We start from the raw sequence: 17,603 nt of genomic DNA on the forward strand, positions 1-17,603 counted from the left end.
TCGGTCAAACCTCGATATCGGGCGCATCTGAAGACACCAACCGGAGACCGTCATGACCGATGAAACGACGAAAAACGGACCTGACGCAACTGCGGCCGACGCCGCAGCCGACGCCGCCGCCAACGTCGAGACTGATACTGCCGAGCGTGGGGAGGCGAGCCAGCCGGATCCGCTCGAGCTTCTGAAAGCCGAGAATTCCGAGCTGCGCGACCGCTATCTTCGCCTGGCCGCCGAGATGGACAATCTGCGCCGCCGGACCGAGCGGGAGGTGAAGGACGCCAAATCCTATTCCGTCGCCGGTTTCGCGCGCGATATGCTCGCCGTGTCGGACAATCTGCGCCGCGCCCTCGATGCCATCCCGCCCGAGGTCAAGGCCGTGGCTGATGCCGGCCTGACCACACTGATCGAGGGCGTCGAGATGACCGAGCGCGCCATGCTCTCGGCCCTTGAGCGCCATGGCGTCCGCAAGCTGGAGCCGGTCGGCCAGAAGTTCGATCCGAACTTCCACCAGGCAATGTTCGAAGTGCCGAACCCCGAGGTGCCGAACAATACGGTCGTCCAGGTCGTGCAGGCAGGCTTCACCATCGGCGAACGCGTGCTGCGTCCTGCCATGGTCGGCGTCGCCAAGGGTGGCCCGAAGCCGGTCGAAGCCGAAGCCAATTCCGTCTTCGACGAGAAGGACGCCTGAGACCGCTTCCTCCCTTGAAGGGGAGGAAGCCGAAAGGTCAGATGCGGGCGAAGCGTTCGATCAGGAGATCGAAGAAGCCGTCCGCATCAACGAAGCGCATGACTTTCGCATTGCGCTTGCGCTCGGTCACATGCCACCAGTCGACGACGGTCATGCCGACGGTAAGCTCGGACCGGATCTCGATTTCGACATTGCAGTCCCGGCCCTTGAAAAGCTCCGGCTTCAGCAGATAGGCGACGACAGTCGGGTCGTGCAGCGGGCCGCCGTCGGAACCGTATTTCTCGATATCGAAGCGCTCGAAGAATTCCAGCATCTCGACCATCGCCTTAGCCGGCGCCGTGCCGATCTCGGCCATGCGCTTCACCCGGTCCTTGCGGGTCAGCAACTGATGCGTCACGTCGAGCGGCATCATCACGATCGGAACGCCCGAGCGGAAGACGATGTCGGCGGCCTCCGGGTCGACATAGATGTTGAATTCGGCTGCCGGCGTGATGTTGCCGCCCTCGAAGAAGCCACCGCCCATCATCACCAGCTCGCGGATGCGAGGGATGATGTCGGGCGCCTTCTGGAAGGCCATGCCGACATTGGTGAGCGGCCCGAGCGTGCAGAGCGTCACCGCGCCTTCCGGTTCGCGCCGCAGTGTTTCGATGATGAAGTCGACGGAATGGCCGGGCTGCAGCGCCATTGTCGGCTCGTCAAGCTCCGGGCCGTCAAGGCCGGTCTTGCCGTGCACATGTTCGGCGGTCACCAGCTTGCGGGCTATCGGCCTGTCGGCGCCGGCGAAAACCTTTGTCTCCGGCCGGCCGCAGAGTTCGCAGATGATGCGCGCATTGCGGCTGGTGAGCGAAAGCGGCACATTGCCGGCAACCGTCGTGATCCCCAACACCTCAAGCTCGTCCGGGCTGCCGAAGGCAAGCATGATGGCGGCCGCGTCGTCCTGGCCGGGATCCGTGTCGATGATGATCTTTCTTGCGCTTGCCATTCCGATCGTTCCATCCTCGTGGGTGCGCACTGTCTCGGCATGCACCATTTTCTTCATCTTCCGTTGCAAATCAGCACATTCCGCGCCGGCACGTTTTGATGCGAGGCAGCAGGCGCTTTGTCAAGCAAGGAGGAGGGCGCCGGGTTACCTTAAATCAAGGAGGCGACGCCAGCCGCTCGCCTGTGCCTTGCAGGGGCGGGGTCCTGTCCCCATATTAGCATCATCCGGATGCTGCCTGTGAGGTCCGGGATGGTCGCTTGCATCAAGGACTTGAAAAGAGATGAGCCGCATTACCCCTTTCGCCAGCCCGCTGCTTCTGGGCTTCGACGCCATGGAAAAGACGCTGGAGCGCATTTCCAAGGCAAGTGATGGATATCCACCCTACAATATCGAACGCATCGCCGCCGATAGCGGCGCGCCGGAGCGCTTGCGCATCACCCTTGCCGTCGCCGGTTTCAGCGAGGAAGAACTCGATGTTTCCATTGAGGAGAACCAGCTTCTGATCCGCGGCCGCCAGGTGGAACAGGGCGAGCGGGACTATCTTTATCGCGGCATTGCCGCCCGCCAATTCCAGCGGACCTTCGTTCTTGCCGATGGCATGCAAGTGCTTGGCGCCGGCCTGAAGAACGGTCTGCTCTCCGTCGATCTAATTCGTCCGGAACCCGCCCGCATGGTCAAGAAAATTAACATTTCGGTCTCACAGTAGCACAACGGTTTGTCGAACCGTTGGTCCCTTCTCCCGGAGGAACAGGAATGTTGATGAAAGAAGCCACGTCTCACTTGACCAAATCCGAGCTTGCCCACATCGGCAACGGCGAGGTCGCCTATATCAGAAAGATGCGGACCGAAGAGGTCGCCAAGTGCTTTCCGGAGGCGCCGGATATCGATCCGAACGTTGATCTCTGGGCACTCTTTGGCGCCGACGGCACGCCGATCCTCTTGACGGACAACCGCTCCAGCACGTTCTTCAAGGCTGCTGAGGACGAATTGAAGACGGTCAGCCTGCACTGACCGTCACATAGCGTCTGCTGCGTTTCGCCGCTCTTCCGGTGCACGGATGCTTTCGATTTTGCTGCGGTCGGGACTAATGTCCCGACATTGCGCGCAGCCTCCCTTTACAGGGCAGCGCGTCTCTCAGCCGGCCGAGGATGTCGTGCCGGCCCACTGCCTCCGGGGCTCAGATCTTCCTGAACGTCAGATATGCCGAAGACCGGCCCTCGCGCCGAGCCTTGGCTTCGTAGCGGGTGCTCGGCCAGCCTTCATAGGGCGTCAGCCAGTCTGCCGCATTTTCGGCGATCCAGTCGAAGCCGCCATGGTCGCGGCACTTGATCAGCGTCCAGTTCACATAGGTGTCGATGTCGGAGGCGAAGCAGAAAAGTCCGCCCGGCTTCAGCACGCGGTGAAAGCGGTCGAGATTGGTTTTCGAGACGAAGCGCCGCTTCCAGTGCCTCCGCTTTGGCCACGGATCTGGATAGAGCAGGTCGATCTGATCGAACGAGGCGTCCGGCAGCCAGTCGAGCAGTTGCGTGGCGTCGTCGTTGTAGACGCGGATATTGTGCGCGCCCGTCTCACGGATGCGCGACAGCAGCTTCTGCATTGAATTGACGAAGGGCTCGACGCCGATGAAGCCGGTCGAAGGCCTTTCCAGGGCGCGGTGGATCAGGTGCTCGCCACCGCCAAAACCGATTTCCAGCCGCAATGTTTCGACGGGAACCGGGAAGAGCGATTTCGGCGGCTCCTGGGGAGCCGCCGAGAGATCGATGAGGAATGCCGGCAGCAGGCTGTTCAGCGTTTCGGCCTGTTGTTCGCGCAGGGCTTTTCCCTTGCGGCGACCGAAGAAAGCTTCGGTCGCCCGGCCCCGGCGTTCCATATCCGTCATGCAGCAGCCTTGGTCTTGACGGCTTCCTTGAGTGCCTTCACGAGGTCCGTGCGCTCCCAGGAGAACGAGCCGTCGCGGCCGGCCTTGCGGCCGAAATGGCCGTAAGCCGAGGTCTTGGCGTAGATCGGCTTGTTGAGGTCGAGGTGGCGGCGGATGCCCGACGGCGACAGATCCATGTTCTGGCGGATCGCAGCTTCGACCTGGTCTTCCGAAACACCCTTGCCGGTGCCGTGCAGGTCGACATAGATCGACAGCGGCTGGGCGACGCCGATAGCGTAGGAGAGCTGGATCGTGCAGCGGTCGGCAAGACCGGCGGCAACGACGTTCTTGGCGAGGTAGCGGGCGGCATAGGCGGCCGAACGGTCGACCTTCGTCGTGTCCTTGCCGGAGAATGCGCCGCCGCCATGCGGAGCCGCGCCGCCGTAGGTGTCGACGATGATCTTGCGGCCGGTGAGGCCTGCATCGCCGTCCGGTCCGCCGATGACGAACTTGCCGGTCGGGTTGATGTACCACTTGCAGTCTTCAGCGATCTTCAGCTCGCCGAGCGCTTCGCGGATATAGGGCTCGACGACGGCGCGGACCTTGTTGGAGTCCCAGCTCTCGTCGAGATGCTGGGTCGAAAGCACGATCGAAGTTGCTTCCGAGGGCTTGCCGTCGACGTAACGCACGGTCACCTGGCTCTTGGCGTCGGGGCCGAGCTTGGCGACTTCGCCGTCACCCTTCTTGCGGGCGACTGCCAGCAGCTGCAGGATCTTGTGAGAATAGTAGATCGGCGCCGGCATCAGGTCGGGCGTTTCGCGGCAGGCGTAACCGAACATGATGCCCTGGTCGCCCGCACCTTCGTCGCCCTGCTGGTCGGCGGCGCTGTCGACGCCCTGCGCGATGTCGGCCGACTGCGAGTGCAGCAGCACGTCAATCTTGGCCTTCTTCCAGTGGAAGCCGTCCTGCTCGTAGCCGATATCCTTGATGGCGCGGCGGGCGGCGGCCTTGAACTTCGACGGGTTGATGACGTCCTTGCCGTCCTTATCCTTCTTCATCAGGCTCGGCGGCAGGCGAACTTCGCCGGCGATGACGACGCGGTTGGTCGTTGCCAGCGTTTCGCAGGCAATGCGCACGCCCCACGGATTGACACCGGTCTTGGCCGCTTCGCGGTAGACCAGATCGACGATCTCGTCGGAGATGCGGTCACACACCTTGTCCGGATGACCTTCGGCAACAGATTCGCTGGTAAAGAGATAATTCGCGCGCATTCCGGGATTCCCCTCAAAGAACAAAAGCTAGCTAGTAGGTACTCAGTTCGCGGCCTGATGACAAGCGCAGAAGGACATAAATATATCTTTATATCTACGGCAAAGTGACAAATTTTGCCCCAAAAACGCAAAAAAGCGGCCTTTCGACCGCTTTTCGAATTCTGCGATGAAGAACGCTTCAGTCGGCGTCGGCTTCGGCGGCCAGCGCTTTCACCAGTTCCACGACCTTGCGGCGAACCTTGGGATCGGAAATCTTGACGAAGGCGCGATTGAGCTGCAGGCCCTCCGAGGAGGAGAGGAAATCGACGACGTAATTCGAGCTGGAGGCTTCGGCCATGCCGCCCATGCTGCCGGAATGTTCGCCGGGCGCATCCTCGAAGAAAAAGGAAACCGGAACATTGAGAATGTTCGAGATGTTCTGCAGACGGCTTGCGCCGACGCGGTTGGTTCCCTTTTCGTATTTCTGGATCTGTTGGAAGGTAATGCCGAGGCTTTCGCCCAGCTTTTCCTGGCTCATGCCCAGCATCGTACGGCGAAGGCGAATACGGCTGCCGACATGGATGTCGATCGGGTTCGGCTTCTTCTTGTTTTCAATCATGGTCGTGCCCTAGCTAAGAATTTCAACTTGTTTCTAACCGGCATGCCCCTGATCCATCCCAAAACGCCACGTTGCAAGGAGTGGGAACCCACTCATTAACATACGTTAAGAACGCCGATTGTCACTACTATGCAATTTTAGGGGTTTTTGGTCAATTCAACCCTAAAATAAAACCTGCGCGAGAAATTAGCGCAATCAAAATCAGCAATGCCTCAGTCAACCAGAAGTATGTTTGATGGGGGTATGTAGTTCCGAACCCATCGCCGATCCTATCGACGGTTGCATCAATGAACCCGGTTTCCCCAAGATCGAGACCCGCGACAATTTCACCATGTGCGTTTACCAGCGCTGAAATGCCGCTATTGGCATCGCGAATCAGCGGCAAGCCGGTCTCGACCGCCCGCACCCGCGCCTGCTGGAAATGCTGATAGGGGCCGGGCGTCGTCCCAAACCAGGCGTCGTTGGTGATATTGAGGATCGCGTTGGCGTCTTTTATGTCGCCGGTCATTTCGCCGGGGAAGATGATCTCGTAACAGATCAGCGGAAAGAGATTGAGCCCGCCGGGCAGCGCCAAGAGGTGCCGGCTTGCGGCGGCGGAAAACCCTCCCGGTATTTCGACGACGTTCTGGATGCCGAATTCGGTGAGCACGTCCTCGAAGGGCAGATATTCGCCGAAGGGCACCAGATGCACCTTGTCGGAGGCGGCGATGATCTGGCCGCGACCGTCGATCACATAGATGGAATTATAATAGCGCACCGGCGTGCCGGGCCCCATCTCCTCGGCCCGCACGGCGCCGGCGATCAGGATCTGGTTGTCGTCGAGCGTATCGGCGATCCGCGTGAGCGCATCCTGATTATCGGTCAGGATGAAGGGGATCGAGGTTTCCGGCCAGACGATGATGTCAGGCTTGCGCCCGCCGTTTTTCGGCGCTTCGGCCGAAAGCTTCAGATGCGTCTCGAAGATTGCGTTGCGGTCGGCGTCGTTGTCCATCTTCGCCGCCTGGTCGATATCAGGCTGCACCAGCCGTACCACCGGCCGCTTGTCCTCAGGCAAGGCCTCAGGCTGCGGCGCGAGATAGAGGGCATAGGCGCCGTAACCGAGATGGGCGGCAAACAGTGCGACCGCGAGCGCGATCCCCGGCCGGGCGCCTTGCCGCGTGCCGGCAAGGGCAGGGGCGGAAAAGACGAAGACGGAGAGGGCCGTCACTCCCATCGCCCCGATCACATGCGCGGATTGCATCATCAGCGGGACTGGCATCATGCCATAGCCGATGGCGTTCCAGGGAAAGCCGGTGAAGATGACGCTGCGAAGCCATTCCAGGAGCCCGAAGCTTGCCGCAAGTGCGGCGATCCGCCCCATGCCATCAGACCAGAAGACGCGGGCAAGCGCGGCCGCCAGGCCATAGAAGATCGCAAGACAGGCCGGCAACCCGAGGATGGCGAGCGGCAGCGCCCAGGCGAATTCCTCCTGATCGACCAGCAGCGCGTGGCCGAGCCACCAGAGACCGGCGACGAAATAGCCGAAGCCGAACAGCCAGCCGACGGTGAATGCCGGCCACAGCCTGCCGACCAGCCCACTCTCAGGCGAAGCCGCCGCCCCGTCGATCAGCCAGACGAGCAGCGTGAAGGAAACGAACATCGCCGCGAAAAGGCCGAAGGGCGGCAGCGCCAGCACGGCGAGCGCTCCGGCAGCGATGGTCAGCAACGACCGTTTGAACCCCCAGACGAGGATAACCCTGTCCGCAAGCCGCTCCATGCGCACTCCCATCAAGCTGCGAATCAACCCGTCCGCAGTCTTTCAAAAAAGCGGCACTTTGTCGTGTCAGTTGGCGGTTGATTCGGCCGGCCGGTCGTCGCCGGCCTCGGAGCCGGGGGTGGCGTCGCCGTCGGCTTTGGCGCGGCGGCGGATGGCGTGGCGCTTGCGGGTGATGCGCAGCCGCTTGATGCGGCGCGGATCGGCGTCGAGAATATGGAATTCAAAGCCGGGCAGCGCCTGGACGACCTCGCCGCGCACCGGGATGCGGCCGAGCGCGGAGAAGATCAGGCCTCCCAGCGTATCGACCTCGTCGACCTGCTCGCTGATGTCGAAATCCGGGCCGATCGCTTCGGCGATCTCTTCCAGTTCGACGCGGGCATCGGCAACGAAAACGTCTTCGGCGACGCGCTTGAACATCACCTCTTCGTCATCATGCTCGTCGTCGATGTCGCCGACCACCATTTCGACGATGTCTTCATGCGAGGCGAGCCCATCGGTGCCGCCATATTCGTCGATGACGAGCGCCATCTGCGTACGGTTCACCTGCATGCGGCGCAACAGGTCGGACGCCAGCATCGACGGCGGCACGAACAGGATCTTGCGGATGATGCCGGCCTCAGCCAGCGTCTTCTGCAGGTCGACGCGGGCGAGATCGAAATTCGGCTTTGCTGAACGCGTGGGCTTCTGGATGTTTTCGGGCGCAACTTCGATCGCCGGCGCGGCAGCGGCCGGCTTCGTCGGTCCGCGGCGCTTGTTGCGCGCCTGCTTGGCGACATAGGAGAGCAGATCGCGGATGTGCACCATGCCGCGCGGATCGTCGAGCGTATCGGCATAGACGGGCATGCGCGAGCGGCCGGATTCCTCAAAGAGGATCATCAGTTCGCCGATGGTGATGTTCTGATCTACCGCCTCGATATCTGCGCGCGGCACCATCACGTCGGCGACGCGCACCTCGCGAAAGCGCAGGATGTTATGCAGCATCGCCCGCTCGTCGGGCGAGAAGGCATCGTCGCCGGCCGCATCGGTCATCAGCGCGTCGGCGAGATCCTCGCGCAGCCGCGAGCCCTGCTGCGGGCGTAGAATGCGCGCGGCGCGCGACCAGAAGGATTGGGATCGGCCGGATGGCCGACTACTACTGCCTACCTCGTCCGAAGAAGAGGATGGCTCGGAGTCCTTGGCGTCTGCCGCCGGCTTCGTCGTAAAGTCGCTCATGGTTCCATTTTAAGGTCTTGACCCTCGTAGGGATCAGATAGGCCGAGCTGCGCCAAAATGCGAGTCTCCAGCCCCTCCATAATTTCGGCTTCGTCACTATTCATATGGTCGTAGCCGAGAAGATGCAAGAAACCATGGACCAGAAGATGCGTCAGGTGGTCGTCGAAGCTCTTTTCGAGCTCGCGGGCTTCCCGCTCCACGGTCTCCTTGGCGATGATGATGTCGCCAAGCATCGGACCGGGCATCTTGCCGGGCTTGACGGGAAAGGCCGGAAAGGAAAGCACGTTGGTCGCCTTATCCTTGCCGCGCCATTCGGCGTTGATGTCCTGGATCGAGGCATCGTCGGTAAAGACCAGCGAAACCTCGGGCGGCATTTTAGGAAAGGGCTGCTTCTCGCTGTCGCTGAGATAGACCGCGGCGGCGCCGAGCACGCGCTCGCAAAACGCCAGCAGCGCCTCCTCGGTGGGCCAGCCGATGTCCTCGATGCTGATCTGGATATCGAGTTCGGCCATCAGTCCTGCCGGCTGACGTCTTCGGAGGCATAAGTGGAATCATAGGCCCTGACGATGCGCCCGACCAGCGGGTGACGGACGACGTCGGTATCCTTGAAGCGCACGATCGAGATGCCCTCGACGCCGTTCAGAAGCTGCAGCGCCTCGACGAGGCCGGATTTGACGCCGCGCGGCAAGTCGATCTGGCTCGGGTCGCCGGTAACGATCATGCGGGCGTTTTCGCCGAGACGGGTCAGGAACATTTTCATCTGCATCGATGTCGTGTTCTGCGCTTCGTCGAGGATGATGGCGGCGTTGGCGAGCGTGCGGCCGCGCATAAAGGCGAGCGGCGCGATTTCGATGACGCCGGCGGTGATCGCCCGATCGACCTTGTCGGCGGGGATCATGTCGTAAAGCGCATCATAGAGCGGGCGAAGATAGGGATCGACCTTTTCCTTCATGTCGCCGGGCAGAAAGCCGAGACGCTCGCCCGCTTCGACGGCGGGACGCGACAGGATGATCTTTTCGACCGCGCCACGCTCCAGCAACTGGGCGGCATGTGCGACGGCGAGATAGGTCTTGCCGGTGCCGGCCGGGCCGACGCCAAAGACAAGTTCGGAGCGCTCCAGCGCCCTGATATAGGCGTCCTGGGTCGGCGTGCGGGCGATGATCGTCTTCTTGCGGGTGGAAACCTGCGCCATGGTCAGCTTGGCCTTGCGCTCCATGGTGGGAAGGCTGAGCTGATCATCGGCGGCGACCGCCATGCGGATTGCGCCCTCGACGTCGGATCGTTCCACGCTGCCACCTTTCTGGAGCTTTTCATAGAGATAGTCGAGTGTGCGCCGCGCCTGGTTTGTGGTCACGACATCGCCCGTGATGACGACGGAATTGCCCCGCGCCCGCGCATCGATACTGAGCCGTTCCTCGAGCAGCTTGAGGTTCTGGTCGAATTGGCCGAAGAGCTCGCTGGCGAACCGGTTGTTCTCGAACGTCAGGACGAAGTGATTGGTATCGCTCGGCGTGCGGGGGTGGCGCGGTGAAGAAGAAACCAATTCTTGTCCGTTCAAGCGGTCGGGCTCCTTAGGTTAAACCGCAGCCTCTGCGCGTTCGGCAAACAGGCTGTTGGTTCCGGTTCCGGTGATTCGCACTTTGATAATGTCACCGATTTGCGATGCTTTTGCATCAACATTCACTGATTGAAGCCAGGGAGATCGTCCGATCAGCTGTCCCGGCATGCGGCCGGGCTTTTCGAGCAACAGATCAATCTCCTTGCCGATGCAGGATTCGGCAAATTCCTGCTGCTGCTTCAGGAGAAGCGCCTGCAGGCGTTCCAGCCGTTCTGCCTTGATTTCTTCCGGCACCTGGTCCTTCAGTTCCGCGCCGGGTGTGCCCGGCCGTGTCGAGTATTTGAACGAGAAGGCCTGCGCGTAACGCACCTCCTCTACAAGTCTCAGTGTATCCTCAAAATCTTCGTCTGTCTCCCCCGGAAAGCCGGTGATGAAATCGCCCGACAGCGCAATGTCAGGACGCACGGCGCGAATGCGCTCGATCAGCGTCAGATATTCGGCGGCCGTGTGGCGCCGGTTCATCGCCTTCAGGATGCGGTCCGAGCCCGATTGCACCGGCAAATGCAGGTAGGGCATCAGCGTCCTGAGGTCGCGATGGGCGTTGATCAGCCGGTCGTCCATGTCGCGCGGATGGCTTGTGGTATAGCGTAGCCGCGCAAGGCCCGGGATCTCGGCAAGACGGTAGAGCAGGTCGCCGAGGCTCCATGCTTCGCCGCCCGGCCCGGCGCCGTGCCAGGCATTGACGTTCTGGCCGAGCAGGGTGATCTCCCGCACCCCGCCTTCGACGAGTTTCTCGGCTTCCTCGACGATCTGGGAAACCGGCCGCGACACTTCCGAGCCGCGCGTATAGGGCACCACGCAGAAGGTGCAGAACTTGTCGCAGCCTTCCTGCACCGTCAGGAAGGCGGTGACGCCACGGGCGCGGATCTTTTGGCTTTCGGCGATCGGCAGATGCTCGAACTTGTCCTCGATCGCATATTCGGTGTCGACCACGCGACGGCCCAGCTTGGCCTGCCGGAGTGCCTCCGGCAGGCGGTGATAGGTCTGCGGGCCGATGACGACGTCGACTGCCGGCGCCCGGCGCAGGATCTCTTCGCCTTCCGCCTGGGCGACGCAGCCGGCCACGCCGATCATCATCTCCCGGCCGTCCGCGGCCCTCTTCTTTTTCATCTCGCGCAGCCGCCCGAGGGCCGAATAAACCTTCTCGGCCGCCTTCTCTCTTATATGGCAGGTGTTGAGAAGGACGAGGTCGGCCTCTTCCATAACTTCCGTCGGCTCGTAACCGTCACGGGCGAGCGCATCGCTCATGCGCGTGGAATCGTAGACGTTCATCTGGCAGCCGTAGGTCTTGATGAAGACCTTGCGGCTGTTGCTGCCGTCGCGGAGGGCCTCGTTGGGGCCTTCGTGGAGGATTGCCTCTGGGGACTGAAGAAGGGCGCTGTCCTGTGTCATGGCGCGCTATTTAGTGGTTTTTGCCGCCCGAGAAAATCGAAATCTTGCTTTAGAAGATTTCCCGCCCGCGCAAGCGGCTGTTCAGGAGGTTGCGGATGCGGAAGGCGATCGTCGCGCTCACCTCCTTGCGATTGGTATCGGCGCGATATTCCACCGCCTCGCCGAAGGAAATCTCGGCGTCGATAGCGCCGCAGCGCATGATATCGATGAGATGCGGCAGGAGTTCGATATCACCCGGCCAGGCGGCGAGCGGCCTGTGATAGCGCCCCATGGCGATGCCGTGCACCTTGGTATAGGCGACGGCCACCGGCTGCACCACGACCGTTCCCGTCGGCGAGGTGGGCACCGCCATTGCGGCGGCGCCGAACAGCGAGGACTTGACCTCCAGCAACCGGTTACCATCAGACGTCGTCCCCTCGGGGAAAAGCACCACGATCTCGCCGTCGGCCATGCGCCCGGCGATCTCGTTTGCCTGATGGCCGGTCTTGCGCCTCTCCTCGCGCACGACAAAGACACTTTTCTGCAGCTTGGCGAGCGTGCCGAAAATCGGCCAGTCCCGCACCTCCATCTTGGCGATGAAGGCGACGTCGGCAACAGCCGACATCACCATGATGTCCATCCAGGACGAATGGTTGGAGCAGAGCATCAGCGGCCGGCGGTCTTCGAGCTTGCCCGTCACCCGGATGCGGATGCCGAGGCAATAGCAGATGATGCGGTGCCAGACACGCGGAAGCCGGCGGCGCAGCCGCCAGTCGAAACGCAGGGCCAGCACCTGCAGCGGTATGAGCACGATGCTGACGGCAAGGATGACGACCGCAGCGGAGGCGATGCGCAGCCAGGCGATCAAAGGCGGGTCTCCCGGGCTGCCATTGCGTCAGAGATCTTCGTTCTTCAGCGGAATGCCGTAGAGCTCCAGGCGGTGATCGACCAGCCGGAAGCCATGCTCGCGAGCGATACGCTCCTGCAGCGCCTCGATCTCCGCCGAACGGAATTCGATGACCGTGCCGGTCTTCAGGTCGATAAGGTGGTCGTGATGCTCTTCCGGCACCGTTTCGTAGCGCGAGCGCCCGTCGCGGAAATCGTGACGGGCGATGATGCCGGCGTCTTCGAATAGCTTCACAGTGCGATAGACCGTCGAGATCGAGATCTTCGCATCGACCTTCACCGAGCGGCGGTAGAGTTCTTCGACGTCGGGGTGGTCCTGCGAGTCTTCCAGGATACGCGCAATCACGCGGCGCTGCTCGGTCATTCGCATGCCGCGTTCGGTGCAAAGCTCCTCAAGGGTCTTGGCTACGTCCGTCATGGCCCGCCTTTAGAAAGATATTCGTATTGCGACAGGGAACTACCGAAGAACGCGCTTCATGACAAGCGCCGTGGAGAGGGCGCCGTTTTCCTGCTTGTAGTAGCCCTGGCGTTCGCCGACCTTTTCGAAGCCGAGCTTGCGGTAAAGGCCAAGCGCTGCCGTATTGCCGTTGTCGACCTCGAGAAACATGCTCTCGCCGCCGCGGGCGCGTGCTTCCCGCATCGCCGCCTGCATCAGCCGCCAGCCGAGCCCGCAGCGCGCGACCTTCGCCTGCACGGCGACAGTCAGGATTTCCGCCTCGCCGGCGACATGGCGAGCCAGGATGAACCCCGGAAGCGGCTTTTTCAGGATGGCGTTGGTCTGGCGTGCGACGAAGCCGAACACGGTCTCCTGCGACAGCAGGCTGTGGAATTCGCCGTCACCCCAGGGACGGGCGAAGCGTTCGCCGTGCAGGACGGCGACATCGCGGCAATCCTCGCGTTCCATGGCGACGATTTCGAATTCGGGCTTCAGCGTCAGATAGGCTTCCAACATCGTCATACTCGTCGCGCAATCGCATACCCGGCCTGCGGTTTGGCATCGGGTCCGCGCAGATAAAGGGGCTTCGGCTTTCCGGCATCGGGGGAGGCGGCAGCACCGAGGCGCGCCACAATGGAGATCGGGAATATGTTGGCATGATCGCCGCCGGCATCGGGCCGGAGAAGCGGCGTTGCGGAGCCCGTGATCTCGCCCTCGAAGTCGGCGGCAAAAGCCTGGGCTTGCGCGACGCTCAACGCCCGCGGCGCATCGAGCGGGGAGCCGTCGGCGGCGAAGGGCTGAAGGTAGATTTCATCCCGCTTGGCGTCCATCGCCGCCAGCACGGCGCGACCAGGCGTCTTCTCGCGCTGGGCAGCGGCCATGACTTCGAGCGTGGTTACGCCGACGGCAGGCACATCGAGGGAGAGCGCAAAACCGCGGGCCGCGGCAACGCCGACGCGGATGCCGGTAAAGGAGCCGGGGCCGATGGTGACGGCAAGGCGGTCGATATGAGAAAGCGTCATTCCCGCCTGATCCAGCGCGCGGTCGACGATACCAATCAAATGTTCAGCATGCCCCTTGCCGATCATGTCCGATGCCTCCCCCAGCATCGTATTCCTGCCGCTGTCATAGACGGCGGCAGCGCAATCCACACCTGCCGTGTCGAGCGCCAGAACGATCATGCCATCAATTTCCGAATAAACTATTGTCGCCTATTCATAAATCCGCCCGGCCGAACCTGAGATGAACGGCCGGTGCGAATTCGAGCTTTTTAAGCGGCAATCACTTCCTGTACTTCCGGAACGAAATGGCGCAGCAGGTTCTGGACGCCGTGCTTCAACGTTGCCGTCGAGGACGGGCAGCCGGAGCAGGAACCCTTCATGTTCAGATAGACCTTGCCGTCCTTGAAACCGCGGAAGGTGATGTCGCCGCCGTCCTGGGCAACGGCCGGGCGCACGCGGGTCTCCAGAAGCTCCTTGATGGTCAGCACGATCGATTCATCGCCTTCGTCGAAGAATTCGTCACCGGCATCAACGTCCTCGGAGAGGATCGAGGCATCGCCCATGACCGGCTTGCCGGACATGAAATGCTCCATGATCGAGCCGAGGATGGCGGGCTTCAGATGCTGCCATTCGGCACTGTCCTTCGAGACAGAAATGAAATCATAGCCGAAATAGACGCCGGTCACGCCAGGGATATCGAACAGGCGGGCGGCAAGCGGTGAGGCCTCGGCCTCTTCGGCGCTGCGAAACTCGGCCGTGCCGGTTTCCATGACCACTTTACCCGGCAGGAACTTCTGCGTGGCGGGGTTCGGCGTGGCTTCGGTCTGAATGAACATCTGGCTCTCCATGCGGCAGGCCCGTGACCTCGGCCGTCTTTAGAATTCTTCAAAAGAAAATAAGCCCAAAGCGGGCGCTATTCAAGAGACTTGTACTCAAGAAATGCTGGAGCAGGATGATTTCCGGCCTGGTCGGCCTAAAATATGAATCCCGTTCTAATTTAAATAGTTAGACCACGATATCGGCTCGAAAGCCGCTCACACTTTTCGGCATCGTACTCTAGCAGAGGGCGTCGATTTCCTCATTCGTCAGCGTATCCGGCAACACGGTGACCGGGATCGGAAACGCCGCCGCGCGACCGGCAACCGACGAGACCAGCGGCCCCGGACCTTCTTTCGCCGAACCCGCGGCAAGAACGAGGATCGCCACATCGCGGTCTTCCTCGATCACGGCGTTGATCTGCTCGGCAGCGCCGCCCTCACGGATGACGATTTCGGGCTCGATGCCGATCGTCTCGCGCACGATCTGCGCGATTTTGGCAACGACAGCTTCGGCTTCCTCGCGCGCCTCGGCCCGCATAATCTCCTCGACGCCGAGCCATTGCTGGAAGTCGCCGTCGGGGATCACGTAGAGGAGCACCAGGCCGCCATTGGAATTCTTCGCGCGCCGGCCGGCATAATGAACGGCGCGCTGGCATTCAGGCGTACCGTCGATCACCGCCATGAACTTGCGGCGATGACCTTCGAGCCGTGAGAGTCGCTTCGATACCATGGCGCGGACTCTGACACCCGAAGCCGAAAAATTGCAAGCTGAGTTTTTGCCCCTCTTCCCCGACGCAGGGAAGAGGGGACATGCCTCAATAAAGGAAGCCGATGACGTCGCGGACCTGCTTCATCGTCACCTCGGCGCGAGCCCTCGCGCGTTCGCCGCCCTTGCGCAAGATCGCGTCGATATGGCTGGTATCGTCCATCAGCCGGCGCATCTCTCCGGTGATCGGCGCAAGCACGTGGATCGCCAGATCGACCAGCGCCGGCTTGAAGACGGAGAACTGTTGGCCACCGAATTCGGCGAGCACCTCGATCTTCGATTTGTCGGCGAGCGCCGCATAGATCGCCACCAGATTGTCGGCTTCCGGCCGGCCCTGCAGCCCGTCGATTTCGCTCGGCAAGCCCTCCGGATCGGTCTTCGCCTTGCGGATCTTCTTCGAAATCGCATCCTCGTCGTCCATCAGATTGATGCGCGAGAGGTCGGAGGGGTCCGATTTCGACATTTTCTTGGTGCCGTCGCGCAACGACATGACGCGCGGCGCCGGCCCGCCGATCAATGGCTCGACCATCGGGAAATAGGCATGCACCGGCTCGTCGCCGACGGTGATGTCGATGCCGTAACCCGACCTGCGGATATGTTCGGCATAATCGAGGTTGAACTTCATCGCGATATCGCGAGTTAGCTCCAGATGCTGCTTCTGGTCCTCGCCAACAGGCACATGGGTGGCGCGATAGGCGAGAATGTCGGCAGCCATCAGGCTCGGATAGGCGTAAAGGCCGAGCGAGGCCTGCTCGCGGTCCTTGCCGGCCTTGTCCTTGAACTGCGTCATGCGGTTCATCCAGCCGATGCGGGCGACGCAATTGAAGATCCAGGCGAGTTCGGCATGCTGCGGCACGGCCGACTGGTTGAAGACGATATGTTTTTCCGGATCGATGCCGGCGGCAATGAAGGCGGCGGCGATCGAGCGCGTCTGGCTCGGCATATCGTCGTGGACGAGCTGGGCGGTGAGCGCATGCATGTCGACGACGCAGTAGATGCAGTCATTGCCTTCCTGCAACGCCACAAACCTGCGGATCGCGCCGAGATAATTGCCGAGATGCAGGTTGCCGGTCGGCTGCACGCCGGAGAATACGAGTTTCTTGAATTCGCTCATGTCGTCCTCAATAGGCTGGTGGAGGGCCTACAGCGCCGCGCGTCTTTTCAGACGCGCAAAGGACGCTGTAACATTCTAAATCGCTGCATAATTCCTTAAGTCGATTCCGACTTAAGGAATTATGCAGTGGGCCAGTTGCCCATGTTGCTAACGCGGCGGCTTATGCACGGGCAGCCGATTGCAATCAAGTGTTTCAAGCTGCTGCATGCTGGATCAGGTCGAAGGTGTTGCCGTAGGGATCCGCAAAGACCGCGACCGTGCCGTAAACCTCATGTCGCGGCTCTTCGAGAAAGCGGACCCCGGCCGCGCGCATTGCGGCGTGATCGCGTGCGAAATCGTCGGTCTTCAGGAAGAAGCCGACGCGACCGCCGGTCTGATTGCCGATTGCCGCCCGCTGCGCCTCGTTCGTCGCCTGGGCCAGCAGAAATGCGGCGCCATCCCCGCCGCCGGGCTTCACGACCACCCAGCGCTTTCCCTCCGGCTGCTGCTCGTCCTGAAGACAATCGAAACCGAGGGCATCGCAATAAAAGGCCTTGGCGCGGTCGTAGTCGTCGATGACGAGGGTGACGAGGAAAAGGGACCGGGTCGTCATGTGATCTCCTGTGTTTTGGATGTTTATTCCATCTTCTGACGAGTAAAGCTCATATTTTAAGCCAAATTGATCAGATGATGTAGTTACAATTGAGTATAAAATTTCACAGAAAAGCTTTTATTGAACTGAGAATCCTCGTTCGCGTTGGCGGCTTGAAGGGTCGCCGTGACAGCCGATCGGAGGGACCATGCAGAACGCCACGTTGCTCGCCATGGCAGGCCTTTTCGCTCTACAATCAGCAACCGGTGCTGCCGGTCAAGACGCCAAAATGCATGCCGTTTATCTTCCCAGACATGAGGCGCGCCTCGCCTACGCGGTCCAGACCGTCAGTGTTCGCGCCGGCTGTTTTCCCCCGCGCCTGCGGGCGATCCTGTCGCATATCGCCGCAAAGACCGGGCGGCGCCCGATCGTAACGTCCGGTCACCGGCCGCACCCTAGCCGTCATGGTTCCCTGCATGGAAAATGCCTGGCGGCCGACATCAGGATGCCGGGCCTTTCCGAACGAGCAATCATTGCCGCCGCAAAAAGCGCCCCCGGCATCGGCGGTATCGGCAGCTATTGCAACGGCATCGTCCATGTCGACGTCGGACCGCAGAGGCGATGGGTCGACTGTTAA

The 17,603-nt window shown here is 61.5% G+C and carries 21 protein-coding genes; 4 read left to right on the forward strand and 17 right to left on the reverse strand.

All coding sequences use genetic code 11. From position 1 onward, the window contains the following. Window positions 1-52 precede the first annotated feature (52 nt). Entirely contained in the window at window positions 53-688 is a 636-nt protein-coding gene (gene grpE, locus EFD55_RS00600) for a nucleotide exchange factor GrpE (protein WP_125841975.1), read from the forward strand. A 37-nt stretch (window positions 689-725) separates the two neighbouring features. On the opposite strand, the gene EFD55_RS00605 is transcribed toward grpE, so the two are convergent. Then, window positions 726-1,670 carry a nucleoside hydrolase gene (locus EFD55_RS00605; protein ID WP_125841977.1) on the reverse strand — a complete coding sequence of 315 codons (945 nt, stop codon included), beginning with the start codon at window positions 1,668-1,670 and terminating at the stop codon, window positions 726-728. A 280-nt stretch (window positions 1,671-1,950) separates the two neighbouring features. On the opposite strand from EFD55_RS00605, the gene EFD55_RS00610 reads away from it, so the two are divergent. Beyond that, window positions 1,951-2,376, forward strand: a complete 426-nt coding sequence (locus tag EFD55_RS00610) for an Hsp20 family protein (protein ID WP_125841979.1) — start codon at window positions 1,951-1,953, stop codon at window positions 2,374-2,376. A gap of 47 nt (window positions 2,377-2,423) precedes the next feature. After that, window positions 2,424-2,681, forward strand: a complete 258-nt coding sequence (locus EFD55_RS00615) for a BQ00720 family protein (RefSeq protein WP_008524631.1) — start codon at window positions 2,424-2,426, stop codon at window positions 2,679-2,681. Between the two features lie 166 nt (window positions 2,682-2,847). Here EFD55_RS00615 and trmB read toward each other — a convergent pair whose 3' ends face one another. From trmB to EFD55_RS00695, 16 genes are all read right to left on the reverse strand, one after another. After that, entirely contained in the window at window positions 2,848-3,549 is a 702-nt protein-coding gene (trmB, locus tag EFD55_RS00620) for a tRNA (guanine(46)-N(7))-methyltransferase TrmB (RefSeq protein ID WP_125841981.1), read from the reverse strand. Then, window positions 3,546-4,799: a methionine adenosyltransferase gene (metK, locus tag EFD55_RS00625; RefSeq protein ID WP_125841983.1), complete on the reverse strand. Its 1,254-nt coding sequence runs from the start codon at window positions 4,797-4,799 to the stop codon at window positions 3,546-3,548. The genes trmB and metK overlap by 4 nt, the downstream gene beginning before the upstream one ends. Window positions 4,800-4,977: 178 nt before the next feature. Then, window positions 4,978-5,397, reverse strand: a complete 420-nt coding sequence (locus EFD55_RS00630; RefSeq protein ID WP_125841985.1) for a helix-turn-helix domain-containing protein — start codon at window positions 5,395-5,397, stop codon at window positions 4,978-4,980. Window positions 5,398-5,548: 151 nt separating this feature from the next. After that, on the reverse strand, window positions 5,549-7,153 hold the full coding sequence (lnt, locus tag EFD55_RS00635; protein WP_125841987.1) for an apolipoprotein N-acyltransferase: 1,605 nt from the start codon (window positions 7,151-7,153) through the stop codon (window positions 5,549-5,551). Between the two features lie 66 nt (window positions 7,154-7,219). After that, window positions 7,220-8,365: a hemolysin family protein gene (locus tag EFD55_RS00640; RefSeq protein WP_125841989.1), complete on the reverse strand. Its 1,146-nt coding sequence runs from the start codon at window positions 8,363-8,365 to the stop codon at window positions 7,220-7,222. Then, window positions 8,362-8,877, reverse strand: coding sequence for an rRNA maturation RNase YbeY (ybeY, locus tag EFD55_RS00645; protein WP_125841991.1), 516 nt, complete (start codon window positions 8,875-8,877; stop codon window positions 8,362-8,364). The genes EFD55_RS00640 and ybeY overlap by 4 nt, the downstream gene beginning before the upstream one ends. Continuing rightward, the gene (locus tag EFD55_RS00650) at window positions 8,877-9,923 is read right to left on the reverse strand and encodes a PhoH family protein (RefSeq protein WP_125841993.1); all 1,047 of its coding nucleotides are present in this window, start codon (window positions 9,921-9,923) and stop codon (window positions 8,877-8,879) included. The genes ybeY and EFD55_RS00650 overlap by 1 nt, the downstream gene beginning before the upstream one ends. A gap of 18 nt (window positions 9,924-9,941) precedes the next feature. Beyond that, window positions 9,942-11,375 (reverse strand): tRNA (N6-isopentenyl adenosine(37)-C2)-methylthiotransferase MiaB, encoded by a 1,434-nt coding sequence (gene miaB, locus EFD55_RS00655; protein ID WP_125841994.1) that lies wholly within the window; start codon window positions 11,373-11,375, stop codon window positions 9,942-9,944. A gap of 49 nt (window positions 11,376-11,424) precedes the next feature. Next, the gene (gene olsA, locus EFD55_RS00660; RefSeq protein ID WP_125841996.1) at window positions 11,425-12,222 is read right to left on the reverse strand and encodes a lyso-ornithine lipid O-acyltransferase; all 798 of its coding nucleotides are present in this window, start codon (window positions 12,220-12,222) and stop codon (window positions 11,425-11,427) included. Between the two features lie 27 nt (window positions 12,223-12,249). Further along, window positions 12,250-12,678 (reverse strand): Fur family transcriptional regulator, encoded by a 429-nt coding sequence (locus tag EFD55_RS00665; RefSeq protein WP_125841997.1) that lies wholly within the window; start codon window positions 12,676-12,678, stop codon window positions 12,250-12,252. Window positions 12,679-12,717: 39 nt separating this feature from the next. After that, window positions 12,718-13,218, reverse strand: a complete 501-nt coding sequence (locus EFD55_RS00670; RefSeq protein WP_183604887.1) for a GNAT family N-acetyltransferase — start codon at window positions 13,216-13,218, stop codon at window positions 12,718-12,720. Further along, window positions 13,215-13,877, reverse strand: a complete 663-nt coding sequence (tsaB, locus tag EFD55_RS00675) for a tRNA (adenosine(37)-N6)-threonylcarbamoyltransferase complex dimerization subunit type 1 TsaB (RefSeq protein ID WP_125842001.1) — start codon at window positions 13,875-13,877, stop codon at window positions 13,215-13,217. Before tsaB ends, EFD55_RS00670 begins: the two co-directional genes overlap by 4 nt. Window positions 13,878-13,966: 89 nt before the next feature. Next, a complete protein-coding gene (locus EFD55_RS00680) occupies window positions 13,967-14,533 on the reverse strand; it encodes a NifU family protein (protein WP_125842003.1) in 567 nt (188 codons plus the stop codon). Window positions 14,534-14,753: 220 nt separating this feature from the next. Then, window positions 14,754-15,245 carry a universal stress protein gene (locus EFD55_RS00685; protein WP_125842005.1) on the reverse strand — a complete coding sequence of 164 codons (492 nt, stop codon included), beginning with the start codon at window positions 15,243-15,245 and terminating at the stop codon, window positions 14,754-14,756. 85 nt (window positions 15,246-15,330) lie between these two features. Continuing rightward, on the reverse strand, window positions 15,331-16,395 hold the full coding sequence (gene trpS, locus EFD55_RS00690; RefSeq protein WP_125842007.1) for a tryptophan--tRNA ligase: 1,065 nt from the start codon (window positions 16,393-16,395) through the stop codon (window positions 15,331-15,333). Window positions 16,396-16,588: 193 nt separating this feature from the next. After that, entirely contained in the window at window positions 16,589-16,987 is a 399-nt protein-coding gene (locus EFD55_RS00695) for a VOC family protein (RefSeq protein ID WP_125842009.1), read from the reverse strand. A 187-nt stretch (window positions 16,988-17,174) separates the two neighbouring features. On the opposite strand from EFD55_RS00695, the gene EFD55_RS00700 reads away from it, so the two are divergent. Continuing rightward, window positions 17,175-17,603, forward strand: coding sequence for a YcbK family protein (locus EFD55_RS00700; protein WP_125842011.1), 429 nt, complete (start codon window positions 17,175-17,177; stop codon window positions 17,601-17,603).

The sequence above is a fragment of the Rhizobium pisi genome (genome assembly GCF_003938655.1).
Taxonomy (GTDB): domain Bacteria; phylum Pseudomonadota; class Alphaproteobacteria; order Rhizobiales; family Rhizobiaceae; genus Rhizobium; species Rhizobium pisi.